This window comes from Amycolatopsis sp. NBC_00345, from assembly GCF_036116635.1.
Classification (GTDB): Bacteria; Actinomycetota; Actinomycetes; order Mycobacteriales; family Pseudonocardiaceae; genus Amycolatopsis.
Window position 1 is genome coordinate 5,338,129 of sequence record NZ_CP107995.1, and the last position, 18,293, is coordinate 5,356,421.

Sequence of the window (18,293 nt, forward strand, 5' to 3'; positions counted from 1 at the left end):
ACTCAAGGGGTTACGAAAAATGGCTAGCGAAAAGGGATATCGGTTCAGCATTGGCTTCGACGACGCGTTCGCGCAGGACCTGGTGATGGTCGGTGAGGTGTCACCGGACAACGAGTACCAGTCGCGTGAGGATCGGGCGGCGGGTCGTCCGGCGCGGCAGCAGGTGGACGAGGCGACGGGTAAGCAGCGGTGGAAGGTCACGGTGACCGATCCGTCGGAGACGAAGGCGAAGCGGGCGCCGTTCGAGATCACGCTCTTGGCCGACGTCCAGCCGGTCCCGACCACGAGCGAGGTGCTGCCGGGGATGCGGCCGATCGAGCTGGAAGGATTGACGGCGGAGCCGAAGGTAGCTGGGCAGGGCGAGTTCAAGTACCAGTCGCACCTGTTCCGGGCGACCGGCTTCAAGGCAGCCGGGGCGGGCGCGAAGTCTGCGCGGGCGGCCGGTGACGCGTCGGCCAAGGCGGCGTGACCGGCATGAACATGTCCGGGCCGGGTCGGGACGCAGCGTTCGGCGGCCTGGTGCAGGCGTGGGAGCAGTCCTATCGCGACTACATGGCCGCGTGGGAGCACGGCTCCCGGGTGCTTACCCCGCTGGACGCGCAGAACACGGCGAACGCTGCGCGGCGGGTGTCGCAGGCCTGGCACGAGCTGGCCCAGGTGCGCGGGTTGCCGTGGTGGTGTGTGGCCGCGCTGGAGTCGGCGGCCGAGGGTTTCTCGGAGCTGGCAGGAGAATCGACAATCAGGGCAGGCAGCGATGACAGCCGGATGGGACGGCTTCGGGACGCAATGGGTCATCGACCCGGAAGCCGAGCTGACGGTGGAGGAGACTGGTTCGGACCCGAGATACCCGCCGATGCTGATCCTGGTCAGCGCGCAATGCGTGGTGATGCTCCGGCCGCCGGACGACCCGGCGGGGTGGCTGGCGGCGATGCGATTCCTGCGCCTGCTCCGCGATGGTGCGGAGGAACTGGCGGGTCTGCTGGAGGAACGCGGCGCGGCTCGGCGGGTGTGTAATGGCTGAGCCGCAGACGTTGTGGGCCGCGCATGAGGTGGTTTCGAGGCGACGCCCGGCGCGGGACGCGAACCAGGCTGCGTGGCTGGGGTTCCATCTGGCGAACGCGCGCATGTACGAATACGTGTCCGATGTGGACCGCGGACATCATCACGAGGCGTTGTACTGGGCGGACTATGAGCGACGGAAAGCGGACACGGTGTCATCGTCCCGCAGCGAGGAGGCCAAGCGGCAGATCCGACAGTCCCGTGTAGACCGAAGCTAAGTCAACAGCAGTAACGAAAAACGCACGCTAGGTTGTGCGGCGTACAAACGTTGCGCGTCTACACGCATCTCCTGCCAAGCAGCCATGCCCGGACGAGGAAGGCCGTCGACGACTTCTTCGCAACCGCGCGCGGCAACCCGGCCGCCCAGGACGAAGCCGCTTGACAGCCTGGCCACGGCCTGACACCTGCCCTGACCCGCAAACCCACAGGTCAGGGCAAGTCCACGATTACATGTTGATCATGTGCCCGGCCAGCCCGTGCACGGCCTCCTTCACCGCTTCACCCAGAGTCGGGTGCGCGTGCACGTTGCGGGCCACCTCGTGCACGGTCAGGTCCCACTGCTGGGCCAGGGTCAGCTCCGGCAGCAGCTCCGTGACCTCCGGGCCGATCAGGTGCCCGCCCAGCAGTTCGCCGTGGGTGGCGTCGCTGATGAGCTTCACGAAGCCGCCCGGCTCGCCGAGGCCCTGGGCCTTGCCGTTGGCGGTGAAGGGGAACTTGGCGACCTGGACGTCGAAGCCCTGCTCCCGGGCCTGGGCCTCGGTCCAGCCGAAGCTGGCGATCTGGGGCTGGCAGTAGGTGGCGCGCGGGATCATCACGAAGTCCAGCTCCATGGTCTCCGCGCCGGCGATGGTCTCGGCCGCCACCACGCCCATCGACTCGGAGGCGTGGGCCAGCATGAGCTTCGCCGTCACGTCGCCGATCGCGAAGATGTGGGGCACGTTCGTGCGGCCGCGGCCGTCCACCGCGATGGCGCCGCGCTCGGTCAGGCCGACGCCGGTGTTCTCCAGGCCGTAGCCCTCCACGTTCGGCTTGAACCCGATGGCCTGCAGGACCTTGTCGGCCTCCAGCACCTGCTTCTCGCCGTCCTTGGAGACGGTGACGTGGACCTTGCCGTCCGAGTCGTCGATGGCCTCGACCTTCGTGGAGGTCAGCACCTTGATGCCGAGCTTGCGGTAGCGCTTCAGCAGCTCCGCGGAGACCTCCGCGTCCTCCAGCGGCACCATGCGGTCGAGGAACTCGACGATGGTCACGTCCACGCCGTAGTTGTGCAGCACGTAGGCGAACTCGACGCCGATCGCGCCGGCGCCCGCGATCACGATGCTGCCCGGCAGGTCGCTCTCCATGATCTGCTGCTCGTAGGTCACCACGCGGTCGCTGCGCGAGGTGCCGGGCAGCAGCCGTGCGGTCGCGCCGGTGGCCACCACGCAGTGGTCGAACGTGAGCTGCTCGCCGTTGACCTCGAGGGTGTGCGCGTCGACGAACGTGCCGTGCCCGTCGTACTCGGTGATCTTGTTCTTCTTCATCAGGAAGTGCACACCCTTGACGCGGCCGTCGGCCACCTTGCGGCTGCGCTCGTACGCGGCGGTGTAGTCGAAGCGGATCTCACCGTCGGAGGAGATGCCGTAGGTCTTGGCCTCCTGCGTGACGGTGTGCGCGAGTTCCGCGTTGCGCAGCAGCGCCTTCGACGGGATACAGCCGACGTTGAGGCAGACCCCGCCCCAGTACTTTTCTTCCACGACGGCGGCGCTCAGCCCCAGCTGAGTCGCCCGGATCGCCGCCACGTACCCGCCGACCCCGGCCCCCAGCACCACGACGTCATAGTGTGCACTCATAGCCCAAAACCTACCCCCATCCGGGCGGCGGGGCGGCGTGACCGTGCTCGCTCAGCGGTCAGCTCACGGCCGGTCCACGGGCGGCCGCACACCGCGGATCCCAGCCAGCAGCTCGGTGATCGCGGCCATGATCCGCGCGGTCGCCTCCTCCAGCACGGCGCGGGTCAGCTCGGCGTCGCGCAGGTCCGAGAGGTCGACCGGCGGGCCGGCGACGAGGTCCACCGTCTTGCGAGGGACGCCGCGCGGCAGCCACGCCGTGGCGGGCAGCAGGTGGTGGGTGCCCCAGTTCGCGAGCGGGATCACCGGCACACCGGTCTCGAGCGCGATCCGCGCGGCCCCGGTCTTGCCCTTCATCGGCCAGCCGTCCGGGTCCTTCGAAAACGTGGACTCCGGGAAGATCGCGACGCACTCGCCGGCCCGGACCGCCACCACGGCGTCGCGGTAGGCACCGGAGGCGGTGGCCGCGCCGCGGTAGACCGGGATGTGCCCGCCCGAGCGCATGATCCGCCCCAGCACCGGCACGTCCCAGAGGCTCGACTTCGCGAGGTAGCGCGGCACCCGGCCGGCCGCGAGGCAGAAGGCCGTCGCCGTCGCGGGGTCCGCGAACGAAAGGTGGTTCGAAGCGACGAGCACCCCGCCCGACGCCGGAATGTGCCGGGCCCCGCGCACCCGGAACCGGGAGAACAGCACGAGGAACTGCCAGATCACCTCGATCGCCGCGCTGTACCAGGGGCCGCGTCCGCGGCGCGCGAACCTCCGGCCGTAGGTGGACATCTGGCGGAAGGTGAGCAGCTCGCCCTCGGGAGCCGCCGGCTCCAGCGGGGTCCATCGCGTCCGGTTTCGCAGCGCCATAACCGCTATTCGTAGCCGATCACGACGCCGATCGGTGGGCACCGCGGCCCGGACGCGGCCTGGATCACACCGCCGGAACAGCACCGCGGGCTCCCACCGCCGGTCGCGCCGCTCCGCGCGAGGGAGCCCCGCGGCGGTCGGCTCCGGACAGCGTGGCCCCGAATGGCGTGATCCGGGGCAGCGTGATCCGGGACGGTGTGGCCCAGGATGGTGTGACCGCAGTGCCGTCACGCATCGGCGGAAGCATTCTCAGCCTGCCGCGAACCGGTCGGTCGCGCAGATCAGCTCATGCAGGGTGCCGGGCTCGTCGAAGGCGTGGCCGGCGTCGCCGATCATCTTCAGTTCGGCGCCGGGGAGCACCTGCGCGAGTTCCCACGCGGTGGTGGCCGGGGTGACGGCGTCGTACCGGCCCTGCACGAGCACACACGGGACGCCGGTGAGCTTCCCGGCCTCGCGGATCAGCTGGTCGTCGGCCAGCCAGCCGCCGTGGCGGAAGTAGTGGTTCTCGATCCGGGCGATGGCGAGCGCGAACTCCGGCTCGGTGAAGGCGGCGACGACCTCTTCCTGCGGCGTGAACTTCACCGTCTCGCCCTCCCACCGGCTCCACGCGACCGCGGCCGGCCGGTGGAGGTCGGGGTCCGGGTGGTGGAGCAGTTCGTGGTAGACCTCGATCAGGTTCTCGCCGCGCCGCCCGTACGGCACCGGCGCCAGGAACCGGGACCACGCCTCGGGGAACAGGCAGCCCGCGCCGCCGCCGAAGAGCCACTGCAGTTCCTTGACGCGAAGCGTCGCGACGCCGCGCAGCACCAGTTCGCTGACGCGGTGCGGGTACGCCTCGGCGTAGGTGAGGGCGAGCACGCTTCCCCACGAGCCGCCGAACAGCTGCCAGGTCTCGATGGCCCGGTCCTCGCGCAGCCGTTCCATGTCGGCGACCAAGTGCCAGGTGGTGTTGACCGTGAGGTCGGCCTCCGGCGTGCTGCAGTGGGGCGTGCTGCGCCCGCACCCGCGCTGGTCGAACAGGACGATCCGATAACGCTCGGGGTCGAACAGCCGCCGGTGCCGGGTGGACGCGCCGCTGCCGGGGCCACCGTGCAGGAACACGACCGGTTTGCCCGCGGGGTTCCCGCACTCCTCCCAGTAGATAACGTTTCCATCGCCCACCGGCAGCATCCCGTGGTCGTAGGGTTCGATTTCCGGGTACAGACCGAGCATGACGCCACTATGCCCGAGAAGGCACCTTGGAGGAGCGATGAAGGCGCGGCCGCACGTGACACTGGAGGATGTGGCACGCAGCGCGAGCGTGTCACTCGCGACGGCCTCGCGCGTGCTCAACGGCACGACCTCGGTGCGCACGGACCTGCGCGACCGGGTCGTGTCGGCAGCGGCAGAGCTGTCCTACGCACCCAACGCGCACGCCCAGGCACTGGCTGGTGGGACACATCGGACAGTCGGGGTGATCTGTCACGATGTGTCCGATCCGTACTTCGCGGCCATCGCGGGCGGCGTGATGCGGGTCGCGGACAGCAACGGGCTCATGGTCATGCTCGCCGGCACCTTCCGCGATCCCGAACGCGAAGTCGCGTACGTCTCAATGCTGCGGGCCCAGCGCGCGTCGGCGATCCTGCTGATCGGCTCCGCGTTCGAGGACCGTGCGTGGGAACGCGCGATGGCGGCCGAGCTGGAGCCTTACCGGCGCGGCGGCGGCCAGGTCGCGGCGGTGAGCCGGCACCGGGGGCTGAAGGTGGACACCGTGCAGCCGGACAACCGCGGCGGCGCGGCCGAGCTGGCCCGCGCGCTGCTGGGCTTGGGGCACAAGCGCTTCGCCGTTTTGTCCGGCCCGCGGCACCTGAGCACGGTCGTCGACCGGCTGGACGGTTTCACCGCCGAGCTGGCCGACCACGGAATCACTCTGCTTGAGGACGACGTGCTCGAAGCCGCGTTCACACGCGAAGGCGGCTACCAAGCAGCGAAGCGCCTTCTCGAACGACCGCGGCGAAAACTGCCGACATGCGTGTTCGCCGTCACCGACGTGATGGCGATCGGCGCGCTGACCGCACTGCGTGAAGCCGGCGTGTCCGTGCCGGGCCAGGTCTCAGTGGCGGGCTTCAACGACATCCCGGTGGTGCGCGACCTGACGCCGCCGCTGACCACGTTCGCACTGCCACTGGAACAACTCGGCGCCCGGGTCATGGACCTGGCCCTCGGCAACTCCGGCGCCCGGCCGCGCACGGTCCGGCTCCCGGGCGAGGTCATCCTGCGGGAGAGCACGGGCCGGCCCCGCCGCTGACCCGCCTGCCTGCTGCCGTCTGCTTGCCTGCCGTCTGCACTCGCCGACCCACGCTCACGGGCCACCACTCGCCCGGCGCCCGCACTCGCCCGCCCGCACCCGCCCACCCATAATCACCGGCCGCACTCACCCGACACTCATGTCCGGCCGCCCACCCTCACCCGCCTGCACTCGCACACCGCCCGCGCTCACCCGGCCTTCCACACCGCCCCAACCCCGCCACCGATCCCGGCGCGGCCGCACTGTTTCCAGCTCCACAAGCCCACCGCTGACTCCGGTGCCGCCCGTTCCAGCCGCGGTCCCGGCGCCGGGCTGTCCACAGTGGATTGCCGCGGCGAGCGGCCAGGTGGTTTCCCCGCCGCCGGCGGCGGGGGGCGTTGGTTACGCTGCCGGACGTGGCTCAGGTGCTGGTGGTGGAAGACGACCCGACGATCGGTGGGGTCATCGAAGCCACCCTGCGGCAGCAGGGGCACGTGGTGCGCTGGTGCCGTGACGGCCGCGGCGCGCTCGGGGTGACCGCGGCGGACCTGGTGCTGCTGGACCTCGGCCTGCCCGATCTCGACGGGCTCGAAGTCTGCCGGCGGCTGCGGGCCGCGCTGCCGTCCGCCGTGCTGGTGATCCTGACCGCGCGGCAGGAGGAAATGGACGTGATCGTGGGCCTCGACGCGGGGGCCGACGACTACCTCACCAAACCCGTCCGGCTCCGCGAGCTGCTCGCCCGTGTCCGCGCGCACCTGCGCCGCGGCGGGACGTCGGCCGAGGTCGCGCTGCCCGTGGCCGTCGGGGCGCTGGTGGTGGACACCGCCCGGCGGCGCGTCACTCTCGGCGGGCGCGAGCTGGACCTGCGGGCCAGGGAGTACGACCTGCTCGCGCGGCTCGCCGAGCGGCCCGGGGTCGCGGTCAGCCGTGCGACGCTGATGGCCGACGTCTGGGACGCGCACTGGCACGGCTCCACGAAAACGCTCGACGTGCACATCGCGGCACTGCGGCGCAAGCTCGCGGCCGCGGCCACCTCGCCGGCGGAGGTGCCCCGGATCGAGACGTTGCGTGGCCACGGCTACCGGCTGGAAGAGGCCTGACCTGTGCACCGCCGGATCACGACGCTCCCGGATCGCGACACCCACAGCGCAGGCCGCCACATCGAGAATCAGCCTGCGCACGACCGGCTGGAGAAAATCCGGCGGTGCGTGGGCGAGGCCGCCTCCATCCGGTGGTGCCGGGGCGCGAGTCGGACGGCCCGGTTGCCGGCCTTGCGGTCTGCCTGGTGGGTGTCGCGATGCGGCGGTGCCTGGGCCTCGCGGCACCCATCACGCAAGCCGCGAGATCGGCAACCGACAAACCCTGGCACCACCAGGCGGGAGGAGGCGCGACCCATGCACCCACCTCATCGCGACCCTGACCGCTCAAGCCGCCAGGTCGGCGACGAGCCCGTCCAGCCTCCGCCGAACATGACCCGTCGGAGGAGGGACAGCCCATGCGCCGCCGCATTGTGACGCTGACCGTGCTGGCCGCGGTGCTGGCGACGAGTCTGTTCGGGCTGCCGCTGGGCGTTGCCGTGTTCTGGTACTACCGCACGAATACCACGTCGGAGCTGGAGCGGGCTGCTGACGCCGCCGCGGTTGTGGTGTCCGACGCGCTCGCGGGCGGGCGCACGCCTCGGGTGCCGGCGCCCGAGGCCGGCAAGATGGGCGAGGTCGGTGTCTACGACGTGGCTGGGCGGCTGCTCGCCGGGCACGGGCCGGCGCTGGCTGACGGCATCGTGCGCAGCGCGTCGAGCGCGGATACCGACATGGCGAACGGGCCCGTGGGCGACGAGCAAGTGCTGGCGGTCCCCGTGCTCAGCGGGCCGCGGGTGACCGGGGTGGTGCGCGCCTCCGTGCCGCAGGCGGAACTCACCCGGCGGATCGGGCTGACCTGGCTGGCCATGGCCGGCCTCGCGATTGTCGCGGTGGTCGCCGCCTGGCTGGTCGCGCGCCGGATCGCGGCGCGGCTGACCCGGCCGTTGGACCGGCTCGCCGCGGCCGCCACGCAGCTCGGCGAAGGCGACTTCACCGTCCGGGCCCCGCGCGCGGGGATCACCGAGATCGACGAGGTCGGCTCGGCCCTCGACGCCACCGCGGCGCGCATCGGCGACACCCTCGACCGCGAGCGCGCGTTCTCCGCCGAGGCCTCCCATCAGCTGAGGACGCCGCTGACCGGGCTCCGGCTGCAGCTCGAAGCGGCGCTCGAGGCACCAGCGCAGGACCCGTACGCCGCGATCCGCGCCGGGATCGGCTCGGCCGACCGTCTGGAACGCACCATCGAGGACCTGCTCGCGCTCTCCCGGGAGCGCCGCGAACCACGCGCGGTGCTGGACCTCGACGCCGCACTGACCGAGCTCCGGGGCACCACCTTGCTCAACGGCCGCGAGCTGCGGGTCGAGGTCGTGGATCCGCAGCCCGCGCGGGCTTCGGCGGCGGCCGTCCGGCAGGTGCTCGCCGTCCTGCTGGACAACGCGGTGGCCCACGGCCGGGGCACGGTCACCGTCACCGCGCGCGACGCTGGCGGGGCGCTCGCGATCGACGTCGCCGACGAAGGCCCGGACCTCGGCGAGGCCGACCCCTTCACCAAGACAGCAACAAACCACGGCATCGGGCTGCGGCTGGCCCGCAGTCTCGCCGAGGCGGAGGGCGGCCGGCTGCGGCTGTCCCGGCCCGACCCGCCGACCTTCACCCTGCTCCTGCCCGGGGTGGATGGAACGAATCGCCACGATCAACCGTGAAAGTGCAATGAATCACCCAGTATTCACTCCGCAACACAACGATTATGAGTTTTCGGGTCAGACTTCGATCGATACCGTGGCTCGCACCCGACCTCGACGAGGAGGAGCCAGGTGAAGTCCGTTACCCCCGCCCCGCCCGGCCCCGGGCTGCGCGCGGCCCTGCTGCGCCGCAAGCCCGTGGCCGACCTGGTGGCGGAAGCCGACCACGGCCGGCTCAAACGGTCGCTCGGCCTCGGCCAGCTGACCATGCTCAGTATCGGCGCCACGCTCGGCAGCGGCATCTTCGTGGTGCTCGGCGAGGCCGTTCCGGTGGCCGGGCCCGCAGTCGTACTGTCCTTCGTGCTCGCCGGTGTCACCGCGATGTTCTCGGCGCTGTCCTACGCCGAACTCGCCGGCATGATCCCGCTTTCGGGCTCGTCGTACTCCTACGCGTACGCCACGCTCGGCGAGGTCGTCGCGTGGATCTGCGGCTGGTGCCTGGTGCTGGAGTACGGCGTGTCGGTGGCGTCCGTCGCGGTCGGCTGGGGCCAGTACCTCAACGAGCTGCTGCAGCTGGCGTTCGGCGTGACCATCCCGGACGCGCTCAGCCAGCCGCCCGGCGACGGTGGGCTGGTGAACGTGCCCGCGATCCTGGTCGTGGTGCTCGCGATGGTCCTGCTGCTCTCCGGCGCGAAGGAGAGCGCGCGGGCCAACGCGATCATGGTGACGGTGAAGATCGCGACGCTGGTGATGTTCTGCGCCATCGCGTTCACCGCCGTGCAGGCGAAGAACTTCACGCCGTTCCTGCCGCTCGGCCTGGCGGGCATGAGCGCGGGCGGGGCGAAGCTGTTCTTCTCCTACATCGGCTTCGACGCCGCGTCGACGGCCGGCGAGGAGGCGCGCAACCCGCAGCGCGACCTGCCGCGGGCGATCCTGCTCTCGCTCGCCATCGTCACGGTGCTGTACTGCCTGGTGGCCTTCGCGGCGGTCGGCGCGCTGCCGTGGCAGCAGTTCGGCGACCAGCAGGCGGCGCTCTCGCACGTGCTGACCTCCGTGCTGGACAACAAGTTCTGGGCCGGCGTGCTCGCGGTCGGCGCGATCGTGGCGATCTCCAGCGTGGTGCTGACCGTGCTGTACGGGCAGACGCGCATCCTGTTCGCGATGTCGCGCGACGGGCTGGTGCCGAAGGCACTGTCCACAGTGCACCCGAAAACCGGCGTGCCGCGGACGAACACCCTGGTGGTGTCCGGGTTCGTCGCGGTGCTCGCGGCGTTCATCCCGCTCGGCAAGCTGGCCGACGCCACCAGCATCGGCACGCTGTTCGCGTTCGGGCTGGTCAACATCGCCGTGCTGATCCTGCGCAAACGGCGGCCGGGCGACGCGCGGTCGTTCCGCGTGCCGTTCTCCCCGGTGACGCCGATCCTGGGCGTGCTGTGCTGCGCGTACATGATGTTCAGCCTCGACGGCGCGACCTGGATCGTGTTCGGCGCCTGGATGGCGCTCGGGCTGGTGCTGTACTTCGCCTACGGCATCCGGCGCTCGCGGCTGGCGGCGCAGTCGTGATCATCGCCGTCCACCAAGGCCCCTACGACGAGCTGCCCGACGCCGTGGCGGAGGCGTCCGCGCGGGGCGCCGGGCTCGTCGTGACCGCCGAGATGATCACCACCGGCTACGCCATCGGCGCCGCCACGCACGAGCGCGCCGAGCCGTCCGACGGCCCGTTCGCTCGCGAAATCGGGGCGCTGGCGGCAAAACACGGCGTCGCGATCGCGTACGGCTACCCCGAGCGCGACGGCGGCCGGGTGTACAACAGCGTGCAGCTCGTGGACGCGGGCGGCGCCCGGCTCGCGAACTACCGCAAGACGCACCTGTTCGGCGACCTCGACCGCGCCTGGTTCACGCCGGGGGCCGAGGCCGTGGTGCAGGCCGATCTCGGCGGGCTCCGGGTCGGGCTGCTGATCTGCTACGACGTGGAGTTCCCCGAGCTGGTCCGCGCGCACGCGCTGGCCGGCACGCAGTTGCTGCTCGTTCCGACCGCGTTGATGCGCCCGTACGAGCTGGTTGCCGAAACGCTCGTCCCGGCGCGCGCGTACGAAAGCCAGCTGTACGTCGCGTACGCGAACCGCTGCGACAGCGAGGGCGAGCTGACTTACTGCGGGCTCTCCAGCATCGTCGCGCCCACCGGCACGGTGCTGGCGAAGGCGGGTGACGGTCCGGCGCTGATCAGCGCCGACGTCGACGCCGGCGCGCTCGAAGCTTCCCGCGCCGAGAACACCCACCTGGCCGACCGCAGGCCGGAGCTGTACCGATCACTGACCGAAGGACCCAGCGCATGACTTCCGCCGTCCCGACCGCGATCCCCACGGAAGAGCCGCCCGGACGGCCGATCACGATGTTCGGCCCGGACTTCCCGTTCGCCTACGACGATTACCTGGAGCATCCCGCCGGTCTCGGCACGGTGCCGGCCGAGCGGCACGGCACGGAGGTGGCCGTGATCGGCGGCGGGCTTTCCGGCGTCGTCACCGCGTACGAGCTGATGAAACTCGGGCTGCGGCCGGTGGTCTACGAGGTCGACGAGCTCGGCGGCCGGCTGCGCACGCACCACTTCCCCGGCCTGCCCGACGACGTGGTGGCGGAGATGGGCGCGATGCGGTTCCCGCCCGCGTCGACCTCGCTGTTCCACTACATCGACAAGGTCGGGCTGGAGACCACGCCGTTCCCGAACCCGCTCGCGCCCGGCACCCCGAGCACGGTCGTCGACCTCAAGGGGCAGAGCCACTACGCGCGCACGCCCGACGAGCTGCCCGCCGTGTTCGGCGACGTGGCGAAGGCGTGGCAGCGGACCCTCGACGAGCACGCGTCGTTCGCCGAGATGCAGACCGCGATCCGCGACCGCGACGTCAAGACCGTCAAGCGGATCTGGAACGAGCTGGTGCCGAAGCTCGACCACCAGACCTTCTACGGGTTCCTGTGCGATTCGCCGGCGTTCGCCTCGTTCCGCCACCGCGAGATCTTCGGCCAGGTCGGCTTCGGCACGGGCGGCTGGGACACCGATTTCCCGAACTCGATCCTGGAGATCCTGCGCGTCGTCTACACCGGCGCGGACGACGAGCACCGGTCCATCGTCGGCGGCAGCAGGCAGCTCCCGCTGCGGCTGTGGGAGCACGCGCCGGAGCAGCTCGCGCACTGGCCCGCGGGCACGAATCTGGCCTCGCTGCACGAAGGCGGCCGGCCGCGCCCCGGCGTCACGCGGCTGCACCGCACGGCGCCGAACAACATCACGGTGACCGACGCGTCCGGCCACATCCGCACGTTCGGCGCCGCCGTGTTCACCGCGCAGAGCTGGATGCTGCTGTCGAAGATCGAGTGCGACGAGGCGCTGTTCCCGATCGACCACTGGACGGCGATCGAGCGCACGCACTACATGGAGTCGTCGAAGGTGTTCGTCCCGGTGGACCGGCCGTTCTGGCTGGACCCCGACCCGGTCACCGGGCGTGACACGATGAGCATGACGCTCACCGACCGGATGCCGCGCGGCACGTACCTGCTCGGCGACGACCCGGACTCCCCCGCGGTGATCTGCCTTTCCTACACCTGGGCCGACGACTCGTCGAAATGGCTGCCGCTGAACGTGTCGGAACGGGTCGAGGTGATGCTGCAGTCGCTGCGGGAGATCTATCCGGGCGTCGACGTGCGGCGCCACATCGTGGGCGACCCGGTGACCGTTTCCTGGGAGGCGGAGCCGCATTTCATGGGCGCGTTCAAGGCGAACCTGCCCGGGCACTACCGCTACCAGCACCGGCTGTTCACGCATTTCGTCCAGGACCGGCTCGAAGATCGTTTCCGCGGGCTGTTTCTCGCCGGCGACGACGTTTCGTGGACGGCGGGCTGGGCCGAGGGCGCGGTGCAGACCGCGCTGAACGCGGTGTGGGGGGTGCTGCGGCACTTCGGCGGCGAAACCGCGCCCGCGAACCCGGGACCGGGGGATCTGTTCGACGACCTCGCGCCGATCGCCCTGCCCGACTGACGGCCGGGCCCCGTCAAGGCGTACCCGGCGGTACCAGCCGATGGTGTTCGCGGGGCGACACCCTTCCCGATTGATATGCCTTACTGAACCGATCATGCGAAAATATGACGTATGAGCACCGAGCCGGCGCCGAGATGGCGGAGACTGGAACCGGACGAGCGCAGGGAGCAGATCTACGCGTGCGCGGCGCGGCTGTTCGGCGAACGACCGTACTCGGCTGTGTCCACTTCGGACATAGCCGCGGCGGCCGGGGTGGCCAGGGGGCTGATCAACCACTATTTCGGCACGAAACGCGAGCTGTACCTGGAAATCGTGCGGCGCGCGCTCACCGTGCCGCGGCTGGCGGTGGAGATCCTGCCCGAGGGCCCGCTCGAGGTGCGCGCCGAAGCGGCCATCGACTGGTTCCTCGACATGGTGCGCGCGCAGGAGAAAACCTGGCTCGCGGCGATCGCCCCCGAGGGCATCGGGCGTGACCCCGAGGTGGACCGGCTCCTCGAGGATGCCGACCGCGTGTCGGCCGATCGCGTGCTCGAAGCGGTGGGCCTCTCCCCGGAGAGCGCGCACGGCGAGCAGCTGAACGCGGCCGTACGCGCGTTCGGCGGCATGGTGAAGGCGGCCGGGCGCGAGTGGCTGGTGCGCGGCTCACTGGACCGGACGCAGGTGCACACGCTGCTGAGCAAGTCGCTCGTCACGCTCGTGGGGCAGGTCTTCCCGCTGATCCAGAACTCGCCGCGCCCGGCCGGGGCGGACCACGCCGAGGCGTGACAGAACCCCTGGCACCACGAGGGGGAGGAGGGCGCCAGGGGTTCCGGCCGGCGGCCAGGGCCCCCGGTACGCGCCACGCTACGCCGTCCGGGCGCCGGTTCGGTGTCGGTTCGGCTATTCCGGACCGGTGAATTTCACTGAATCCGCGGTCGGATCCCCGCCGGACTGCATGGCCGGGAGATCGGCGGCGGCGAGATCCGGCCGCTCGGTCTCCAGCTCCCGCAAGCGCAGGGTCAGCCCGTCGAGACAGCGGTGCACCGCGTAGTCGTACAGCCGATCGTAATAGTCGGCGGTGAGGCTGGGGTCGCCGGCCAGGTCGTGCATCGCGGCGCCGTGCGTGGCCAGGCCGGGCAGGTCGGCGCGGTCGCGGTAGGTGGCGTACTCCTCGGTGTTGTCCAGGCGCAGCGCGAGAGTGCCGTCGCGGTCGTCCTCCATCGCGACGAACTGGCAGGCGGTGGCGATCAGCAAGTTGTACGCCAGCACGCTCTCCGGGCCGAAGCCCGCGTTCAGCAGCATGCGCATGCCGCGGTCGACCGGGCGCATGGCGGCCGCCACCGACGGGCCGAAGAGCACCATCCGCCGGGCCGTGCCGGGATAACGGCGCAGCACCACGCGGAGTTCGACCAGCAGCTCGCCGAACCAGTCCGGCCAGGACAGGTCGTCCGCGGGCAGCCGCAGGTAGCCGACGACCCGGTCGAGCACCGCGCAGACGACGGAGTCGCGGTCGCCGACGTGGTGGTAGACCACCGCGGGGTAGGCGTCCACGGCGGCCGCGAGCTGCCGCAGCGTCCAGTTGTCGAGGCCGAGCTCCGCGGTGAGGGCGAGTGCCGCGTCCACGACCTTTTCGGCGGTGACGGCCGGCAGTCCCGCGGCCGCGCGGGAACGAGGGCGGTTACCGGCTCTCGGGGACGAAGGCGGCATGCCGGGTACCGTAGCCGGATCACCGAGCCCGGTGCCAGGCCTCGTGCTGGTGCGGCACTATCGAGGTATGCCACGCGTACGGGCCAACGGCCTCGAACTCGAATACGACACGTTCGGCGACCCGGCGAACCCGCCGCTGGTCCTCGTCATGGGCCTCGGCGCCCAGATGATCACCTGGGAGACCGGGTTCTGCGAACTACTGGCGAGCCACGGCTTCCACGTGGTCCGCTTCGACAACCGCGACGTCGGCCTGTCCAGCTACCTCGACGAGCTGGGCGTCCCGGAGGTCGCCGCGGTGGCGTCCGGGCAGGTGGCCGCGCCGTACCTGCTGGCGGACCTGGCGGACGACGCCGTCGGGCTGTTCGACGCGCTCGGCTTCGCGAAGGCCCACGTGGTCGGCGCGTCGATGGGCGGGATGATCGTGCAGCAGCTCGCGATCGACCACCCCGAGCGGCTGCTGAGCGTCACGTCGATCATGTCGACCACCGGCGACCCTTCGGTGGGCCGGCCGTCGCCGGCCGCGCTCGCCGCGCTGACTCGTCAGCCCGCCGCGACGCGGGAAGAGTCGATCGAGCAGAGCGTCGCCGCGTACCGCATGACCGGTTCCCCCGGTTACCCGGCGACCGACGAGTCCCTGCGGGAGAAGGCCGCCCGCGGCTACGACCGCGCGCTGCACCCGGAAGGCACTTTCCGGCAGATGGCGGCGGTGCTCGCCTCCGGCGACCGGACGGAGCGGCTGCGCGACGTGCGGCTCCCGTTCGCCGTCGTGCACGGCGACGCCGACCCGCTCGTGAACGTCAGCGGCGGCAAGGCCACCGCGGCCGCGGTCCCGGACGCCGAGCTGGTCCTGCTGCCCGGCATGGGCCATGACCTGCCGGAACCTCTGTGGCCGGAGATCGTCGAGACCATCGTGCGGACGACCGCGCGCGCCTGAGGGGTCAAGAAGACGTCAAGAAGGCGGCGGCGGGCGTACGGAAAGCGTCCTCCGCCGCCGCGGTCCCGGCCGGGCGCGCTGCACTGAAAACATGCGCACCACCACGGACGGACGGCTTCCCGGCGGGCTCGGCTTCCCGCTCGGCGGAGTGGCTGTTGTCGTCGCCACCATCGCCGCGGACATCGCGGGTGCCACCGCGCACCCGGTGTACGCGCTGGTGACGCTGGTCCTCGTGGTGCTCGCCGCCGCCGCGGTCACGACACCGGCGGCGACCGCGGGCGTCGCGCTGGTCGCGTGGGCCGTCGACACCGGTTTTGTGCTCGGCCGCGCGGGCCAGCTGGTGTTCGATGCCGCGACCGGGCAGGCCGCGCTCGTGCTCGGCGCCGCGGCCCTCGTGGGCCTCGCCGCCGCGGCCATCGTCCGCGCCGCGCGCCGGAGCGTGGTGGTACCGCGGCTCGCCGTCGTCCCCGCGCCGCGGGCCGCCGAGCCGCACCGAGCGGCCGATCGGGTCGCCTCTGCGTGACGAGCGTCCAAATCGACTCGCCAACCCGCGATGGGAGTGCCAGGCTGGGCCGGTCACACGTCGTCATTTGCGGAGGTAAGCATGAGTGAACCGAGCCCGTCGCCCAGCGGCGAGGAGGACGACGTCAAACGCAAGTTCCGCGAAGCGCTCGAGCGCAAGCAGGCCGGTGCCCGCAGCGGCGCCGCGCACGAGTCCGCCGGCGGCAAGAACCAGCACGCCCACGGTCCCGCCGCGAACAAGCGCACGTTCCGCCGCAAGAGCGGCTGATCCGCAGATCGTTCCCGGAGGCCCCCTCGCCCAGCGCGAGGGGGCTTTCGGCGTTTTACGGCCCCGAGTCCCGGTCAGGGGACGAACGAGCCCAAGTGGTCGAGCACCACGAACCGGCTGTCCGGGCTCGCCGCGGCGACCGCGGCGCGCAGCGCGGTCAGGCCGCCCGCGTCCTTCGGCGGGTCGGTGAGCGGGAAGTCGAAGTCGTCCCAGTGCGTGGCGGCCACGTAGCGCGGGTGGCCGGTCGCGCGCAGCAAACGGTCCGCGTAACCGGACACCGCGGCGCCGCCCGTGGGCATCAGGAGCACGTCCGGTGCCAGGCCGGCCAGCTCGGACTCGACGTAGTTCGAGCCGCCGAAGTCCAGCACGCCGGCGCCGCCGCCGGTCACCAGGTACGCGAGCGTGCCGCCTTCCAGCAGGTCCGCGATCGTCCGCGGCCGGTCGCGCCGTGAGAGCGGGCGGGAGCCGGGGAACGGCACCTGCGCGCGTTCGCCGACGGCCGAGTGCAGGGAGCGCAGGATCCGCACGGTGTAGCCGTCGAAGGCGAAGTACTCGCCGCCGCTCGCCACGGCGAGCTGGTCCTCCGGAGCGCCCAGCGCCGCCATGAGACTCAGATGGGTCTCGGTCCCGAACACCGTCGCGCCGGTGCGTTTCGCCAGGTAGGGGACGTCGGTGAGGTGGTCGTAATGGCCGTGGGTGACGAGGATGTGGTCGGCGCGCAGCTGCCCGCTGTCGACGTAGCCGTCGATCAGAGCGCGGTTCACCGAGAGCGGGGTCTTCGGGTCCGCACCCTCGGGCGTGTACGTCCCGGTCTTGAACCGCGTGAGCCACGGGTCGATCAGGATCGTCTTCTCGCGCCGGCCGTCGGCACTCGGGACGCGGATCTCCCAGCCGTTGTTTCCCCACCACCGCAAGGTCATCCGCGACGCGCCCGCCTTCGGCCCGCTCGCGGACGCGGCCGCCCCGGAGCCCGCCAGCAGCGCGGCCGCCGCCGCGCCCGCGCCGAGGAGCCCGCGCCGGCTCAGTCCGCCCAGTCGTTCGTTCATGCCCGCACCGAAGCACGGCCCGGCCGGTGCTGTCCAAGATCGAATCGCCGTCCTTCTCATAGCCGACCGGCTATCGTCGCAGCGTGGACCACCTCCGTTCGCTGCGCTACTTCCTCGTCGTCGCCGAAGAACGGCACTTCGGCCGGGCGGCCGAACGGCTCGGGATCGCGCAGCCGCCGCTTTCCCAGCGCGTCAAACGGCTCGAAGCCGAGCTGGGCGCACGGCTGTTCGACCGCGGCCCGCGGCACACCACGCTCACGGAAGCCGGTGAGGTCCTGCGTGCCGAGGCCCGCGACGTGCTCGCGCGCTGGGACCGGATGACCACGCTCGTCGCGAAGGCCGGGCGCGGTGAGATCGACGCGCTGCGCGTCGGGATCCCGCCCGAGGTGCCGGGCCGGACGCTCGCGGCGATCGTCACCGCGTTCGCCGCGACGCACCCCGACGTCCGGCTCGACCTGCAGGAGCTGACCACCGCCGAGCAGTCCCGGCTGCTCACCGGCCACGAGCTGGACGCGGGCCTGCTGCAGCACCCAGTGGACGTCGTCGGGCTGCGGCTGGGCCCGGCCGTCGACACCCCGCTCGGCGTGGTCCTCCCCCGCGACTCGCCGCTGGCCCGCCGCGCCGAGCTGAACCTGGCGGACCTGGCCGGCGAAGGGCTGGTGCTGACCCCGCGCGCGGCCGCCCCCGGCTGGTACGACGCCGTGCTGCGGACGTGCTGGGAGCACGGCTTCCGGCCCGCGTCCGTGCGCCACGCGCGTAACCCGGAGTTCGTGCTGGGGCTGGTGCTCGCCGGGCACGGCGTCGCGTTCGAGCCGGGAATGGTGGCACGTAAGGAACCTCGCGTCGTCTGGCGTCCGCTGGCCGGCGGCGTGCTGCACACGCGGATGTCCTTCGCCTGGCCCGTCACCAGTCCGCACCCGCAGGCCGCGCGGCTCGCGGAGGTCGCCGCGGCGGTCCTCCAGGACGACGGCGTTTCCCGTCTGCTGCCGGCTTCGGACGAGCCGCAACGCCCGTGGGACGTGTTCTACCGGGGCGGCTGA

The 18,293-nt window shown here is 71.6% G+C and carries 19 protein-coding genes; 14 read left to right on the forward strand and 5 right to left on the reverse strand.

The features are described from left to right. The first annotated feature begins 19 nt into the window (after positions 1-19). The 3 genes from OG943_RS23735 (at position 20) to OG943_RS23745 (ending at position 1,277) form a co-directional block, all read left to right on the forward strand. Positions 20-469, forward strand: coding sequence for a hypothetical protein (locus OG943_RS23735; protein ID WP_328603100.1), 450 nt, complete (start codon positions 20-22; stop codon positions 467-469). Between the two features lie 285 nt (positions 470-754). Then, positions 755-1,021, forward strand: a complete 267-nt coding sequence (locus OG943_RS23740; protein WP_328603101.1) for a hypothetical protein — start codon at positions 755-757, stop codon at positions 1,019-1,021. Continuing rightward, positions 1,014-1,277: an AMED_5909 family protein gene (locus OG943_RS23745; RefSeq protein WP_328603102.1), complete on the forward strand. Its 264-nt coding sequence runs from the start codon at positions 1,014-1,016 to the stop codon at positions 1,275-1,277. Before OG943_RS23740 ends, OG943_RS23745 begins: the two co-directional genes overlap by 8 nt. Positions 1,278-1,505: 228 nt before the next feature. Here the strand turns inward: OG943_RS23745 and lpdA are convergent, their stop codons facing one another. The 3 genes from lpdA to pip form a co-directional block, all read right to left on the reverse strand. Beyond that, on the reverse strand, positions 1,506-2,891 hold the full coding sequence (gene lpdA, locus OG943_RS23750; RefSeq protein ID WP_328603103.1) for a dihydrolipoyl dehydrogenase: 1,386 nt from the start codon (positions 2,889-2,891) through the stop codon (positions 1,506-1,508). Between the two features lie 63 nt (positions 2,892-2,954). Next, positions 2,955-3,743: a lysophospholipid acyltransferase family protein gene (locus OG943_RS23755; protein ID WP_328603104.1), complete on the reverse strand. Its 789-nt coding sequence runs from the start codon at positions 3,741-3,743 to the stop codon at positions 2,955-2,957. A gap of 249 nt (positions 3,744-3,992) precedes the next feature. Then, positions 3,993-4,955, reverse strand: coding sequence for a prolyl aminopeptidase (pip, locus tag OG943_RS23760; protein WP_328603105.1), 963 nt, complete (start codon positions 4,953-4,955; stop codon positions 3,993-3,995). 37 nt (positions 4,956-4,992) lie between these two features. Here pip and OG943_RS23765 point away from each other — a divergent pair, with 37 nt between their 5' ends. The 7 genes from OG943_RS23765 to OG943_RS23795 all read left to right on the forward strand — a co-directional run bounded on the left by OG943_RS23765 (position 4,993) and on the right by OG943_RS23795 (position 13,562). Next, positions 4,993-6,030 carry a LacI family DNA-binding transcriptional regulator gene (locus tag OG943_RS23765; protein ID WP_328603106.1) on the forward strand — a complete coding sequence of 346 codons (1,038 nt, stop codon included), beginning with the start codon at positions 4,993-4,995 and terminating at the stop codon, positions 6,028-6,030. 395 nt (positions 6,031-6,425) lie between these two features. After that, positions 6,426-7,109 carry a response regulator transcription factor gene (locus OG943_RS23770; RefSeq protein ID WP_328603107.1) on the forward strand — a complete coding sequence of 228 codons (684 nt, stop codon included), beginning with the start codon at positions 6,426-6,428 and terminating at the stop codon, positions 7,107-7,109. 395 nt (positions 7,110-7,504) lie between these two features. After that, positions 7,505-8,791 carry a sensor histidine kinase gene (locus OG943_RS23775; RefSeq protein ID WP_328603108.1) on the forward strand — a complete coding sequence of 429 codons (1,287 nt, stop codon included), beginning with the start codon at positions 7,505-7,507 and terminating at the stop codon, positions 8,789-8,791. A gap of 111 nt (positions 8,792-8,902) precedes the next feature. Then, a complete protein-coding gene (locus OG943_RS23780; protein ID WP_328603109.1) occupies positions 8,903-10,333 on the forward strand; it encodes an amino acid permease in 1,431 nt (476 codons plus the stop codon). Continuing rightward, entirely contained in the window at positions 10,330-11,106 is a 777-nt protein-coding gene (locus OG943_RS23785) for a carbon-nitrogen hydrolase family protein (protein ID WP_328603110.1), read from the forward strand. Before OG943_RS23780 ends, OG943_RS23785 begins: the two co-directional genes overlap by 4 nt. After that, positions 11,103-12,797 carry a flavin monoamine oxidase family protein gene (locus tag OG943_RS23790; RefSeq protein ID WP_328603111.1) on the forward strand — a complete coding sequence of 565 codons (1,695 nt, stop codon included), beginning with the start codon at positions 11,103-11,105 and terminating at the stop codon, positions 12,795-12,797. The genes OG943_RS23785 and OG943_RS23790 overlap by 4 nt, the downstream gene beginning before the upstream one ends. Positions 12,798-12,908: 111 nt before the next feature. Continuing rightward, positions 12,909-13,562, forward strand: coding sequence for a TetR/AcrR family transcriptional regulator (locus tag OG943_RS23795; protein ID WP_328603112.1), 654 nt, complete (start codon positions 12,909-12,911; stop codon positions 13,560-13,562). Between the two features lie 114 nt (positions 13,563-13,676). On the opposite strand, the gene OG943_RS23800 is transcribed toward OG943_RS23795, so the two are convergent. Then, a complete protein-coding gene (locus tag OG943_RS23800) occupies positions 13,677-14,483 on the reverse strand; it encodes a TetR/AcrR family transcriptional regulator (RefSeq protein ID WP_328603113.1) in 807 nt (268 codons plus the stop codon). A 67-nt stretch (positions 14,484-14,550) separates the two neighbouring features. Here OG943_RS23800 and OG943_RS23805 point away from each other — a divergent pair, with 67 nt between their 5' ends. The 3 genes from OG943_RS23805 (at position 14,551) to OG943_RS23815 (ending at position 16,207) form a co-directional block, all read left to right on the forward strand. After that, the gene (locus OG943_RS23805) at positions 14,551-15,417 is read left to right on the forward strand and encodes an alpha/beta fold hydrolase (RefSeq protein WP_328603114.1); all 867 of its coding nucleotides are present in this window, start codon (positions 14,551-14,553) and stop codon (positions 15,415-15,417) included. Positions 15,418-15,508: 91 nt separating this feature from the next. Beyond that, a complete protein-coding gene (locus tag OG943_RS23810; protein WP_328603115.1) occupies positions 15,509-15,940 on the forward strand; it encodes a hypothetical protein in 432 nt (143 codons plus the stop codon). Positions 15,941-16,021: 81 nt separating this feature from the next. Then, entirely contained in the window at positions 16,022-16,207 is a 186-nt protein-coding gene (locus tag OG943_RS23815; protein WP_328603116.1) for a DUF5302 domain-containing protein, read from the forward strand. 74 nt (positions 16,208-16,281) lie between these two features. Here the strand turns inward: OG943_RS23815 and OG943_RS23820 are convergent, their stop codons facing one another. Beyond that, positions 16,282-17,253 (reverse strand): MBL fold metallo-hydrolase, encoded by a 972-nt coding sequence (locus tag OG943_RS23820; protein ID WP_328603117.1) that lies wholly within the window; start codon positions 17,251-17,253, stop codon positions 16,282-16,284. 83 nt (positions 17,254-17,336) lie between these two features. Between OG943_RS23820 and OG943_RS23825 the strand changes: the two genes are divergently transcribed. After that, entirely contained in the window at positions 17,337-18,293 is a 957-nt protein-coding gene (locus tag OG943_RS23825; protein ID WP_328603118.1) for a LysR family transcriptional regulator, read from the forward strand.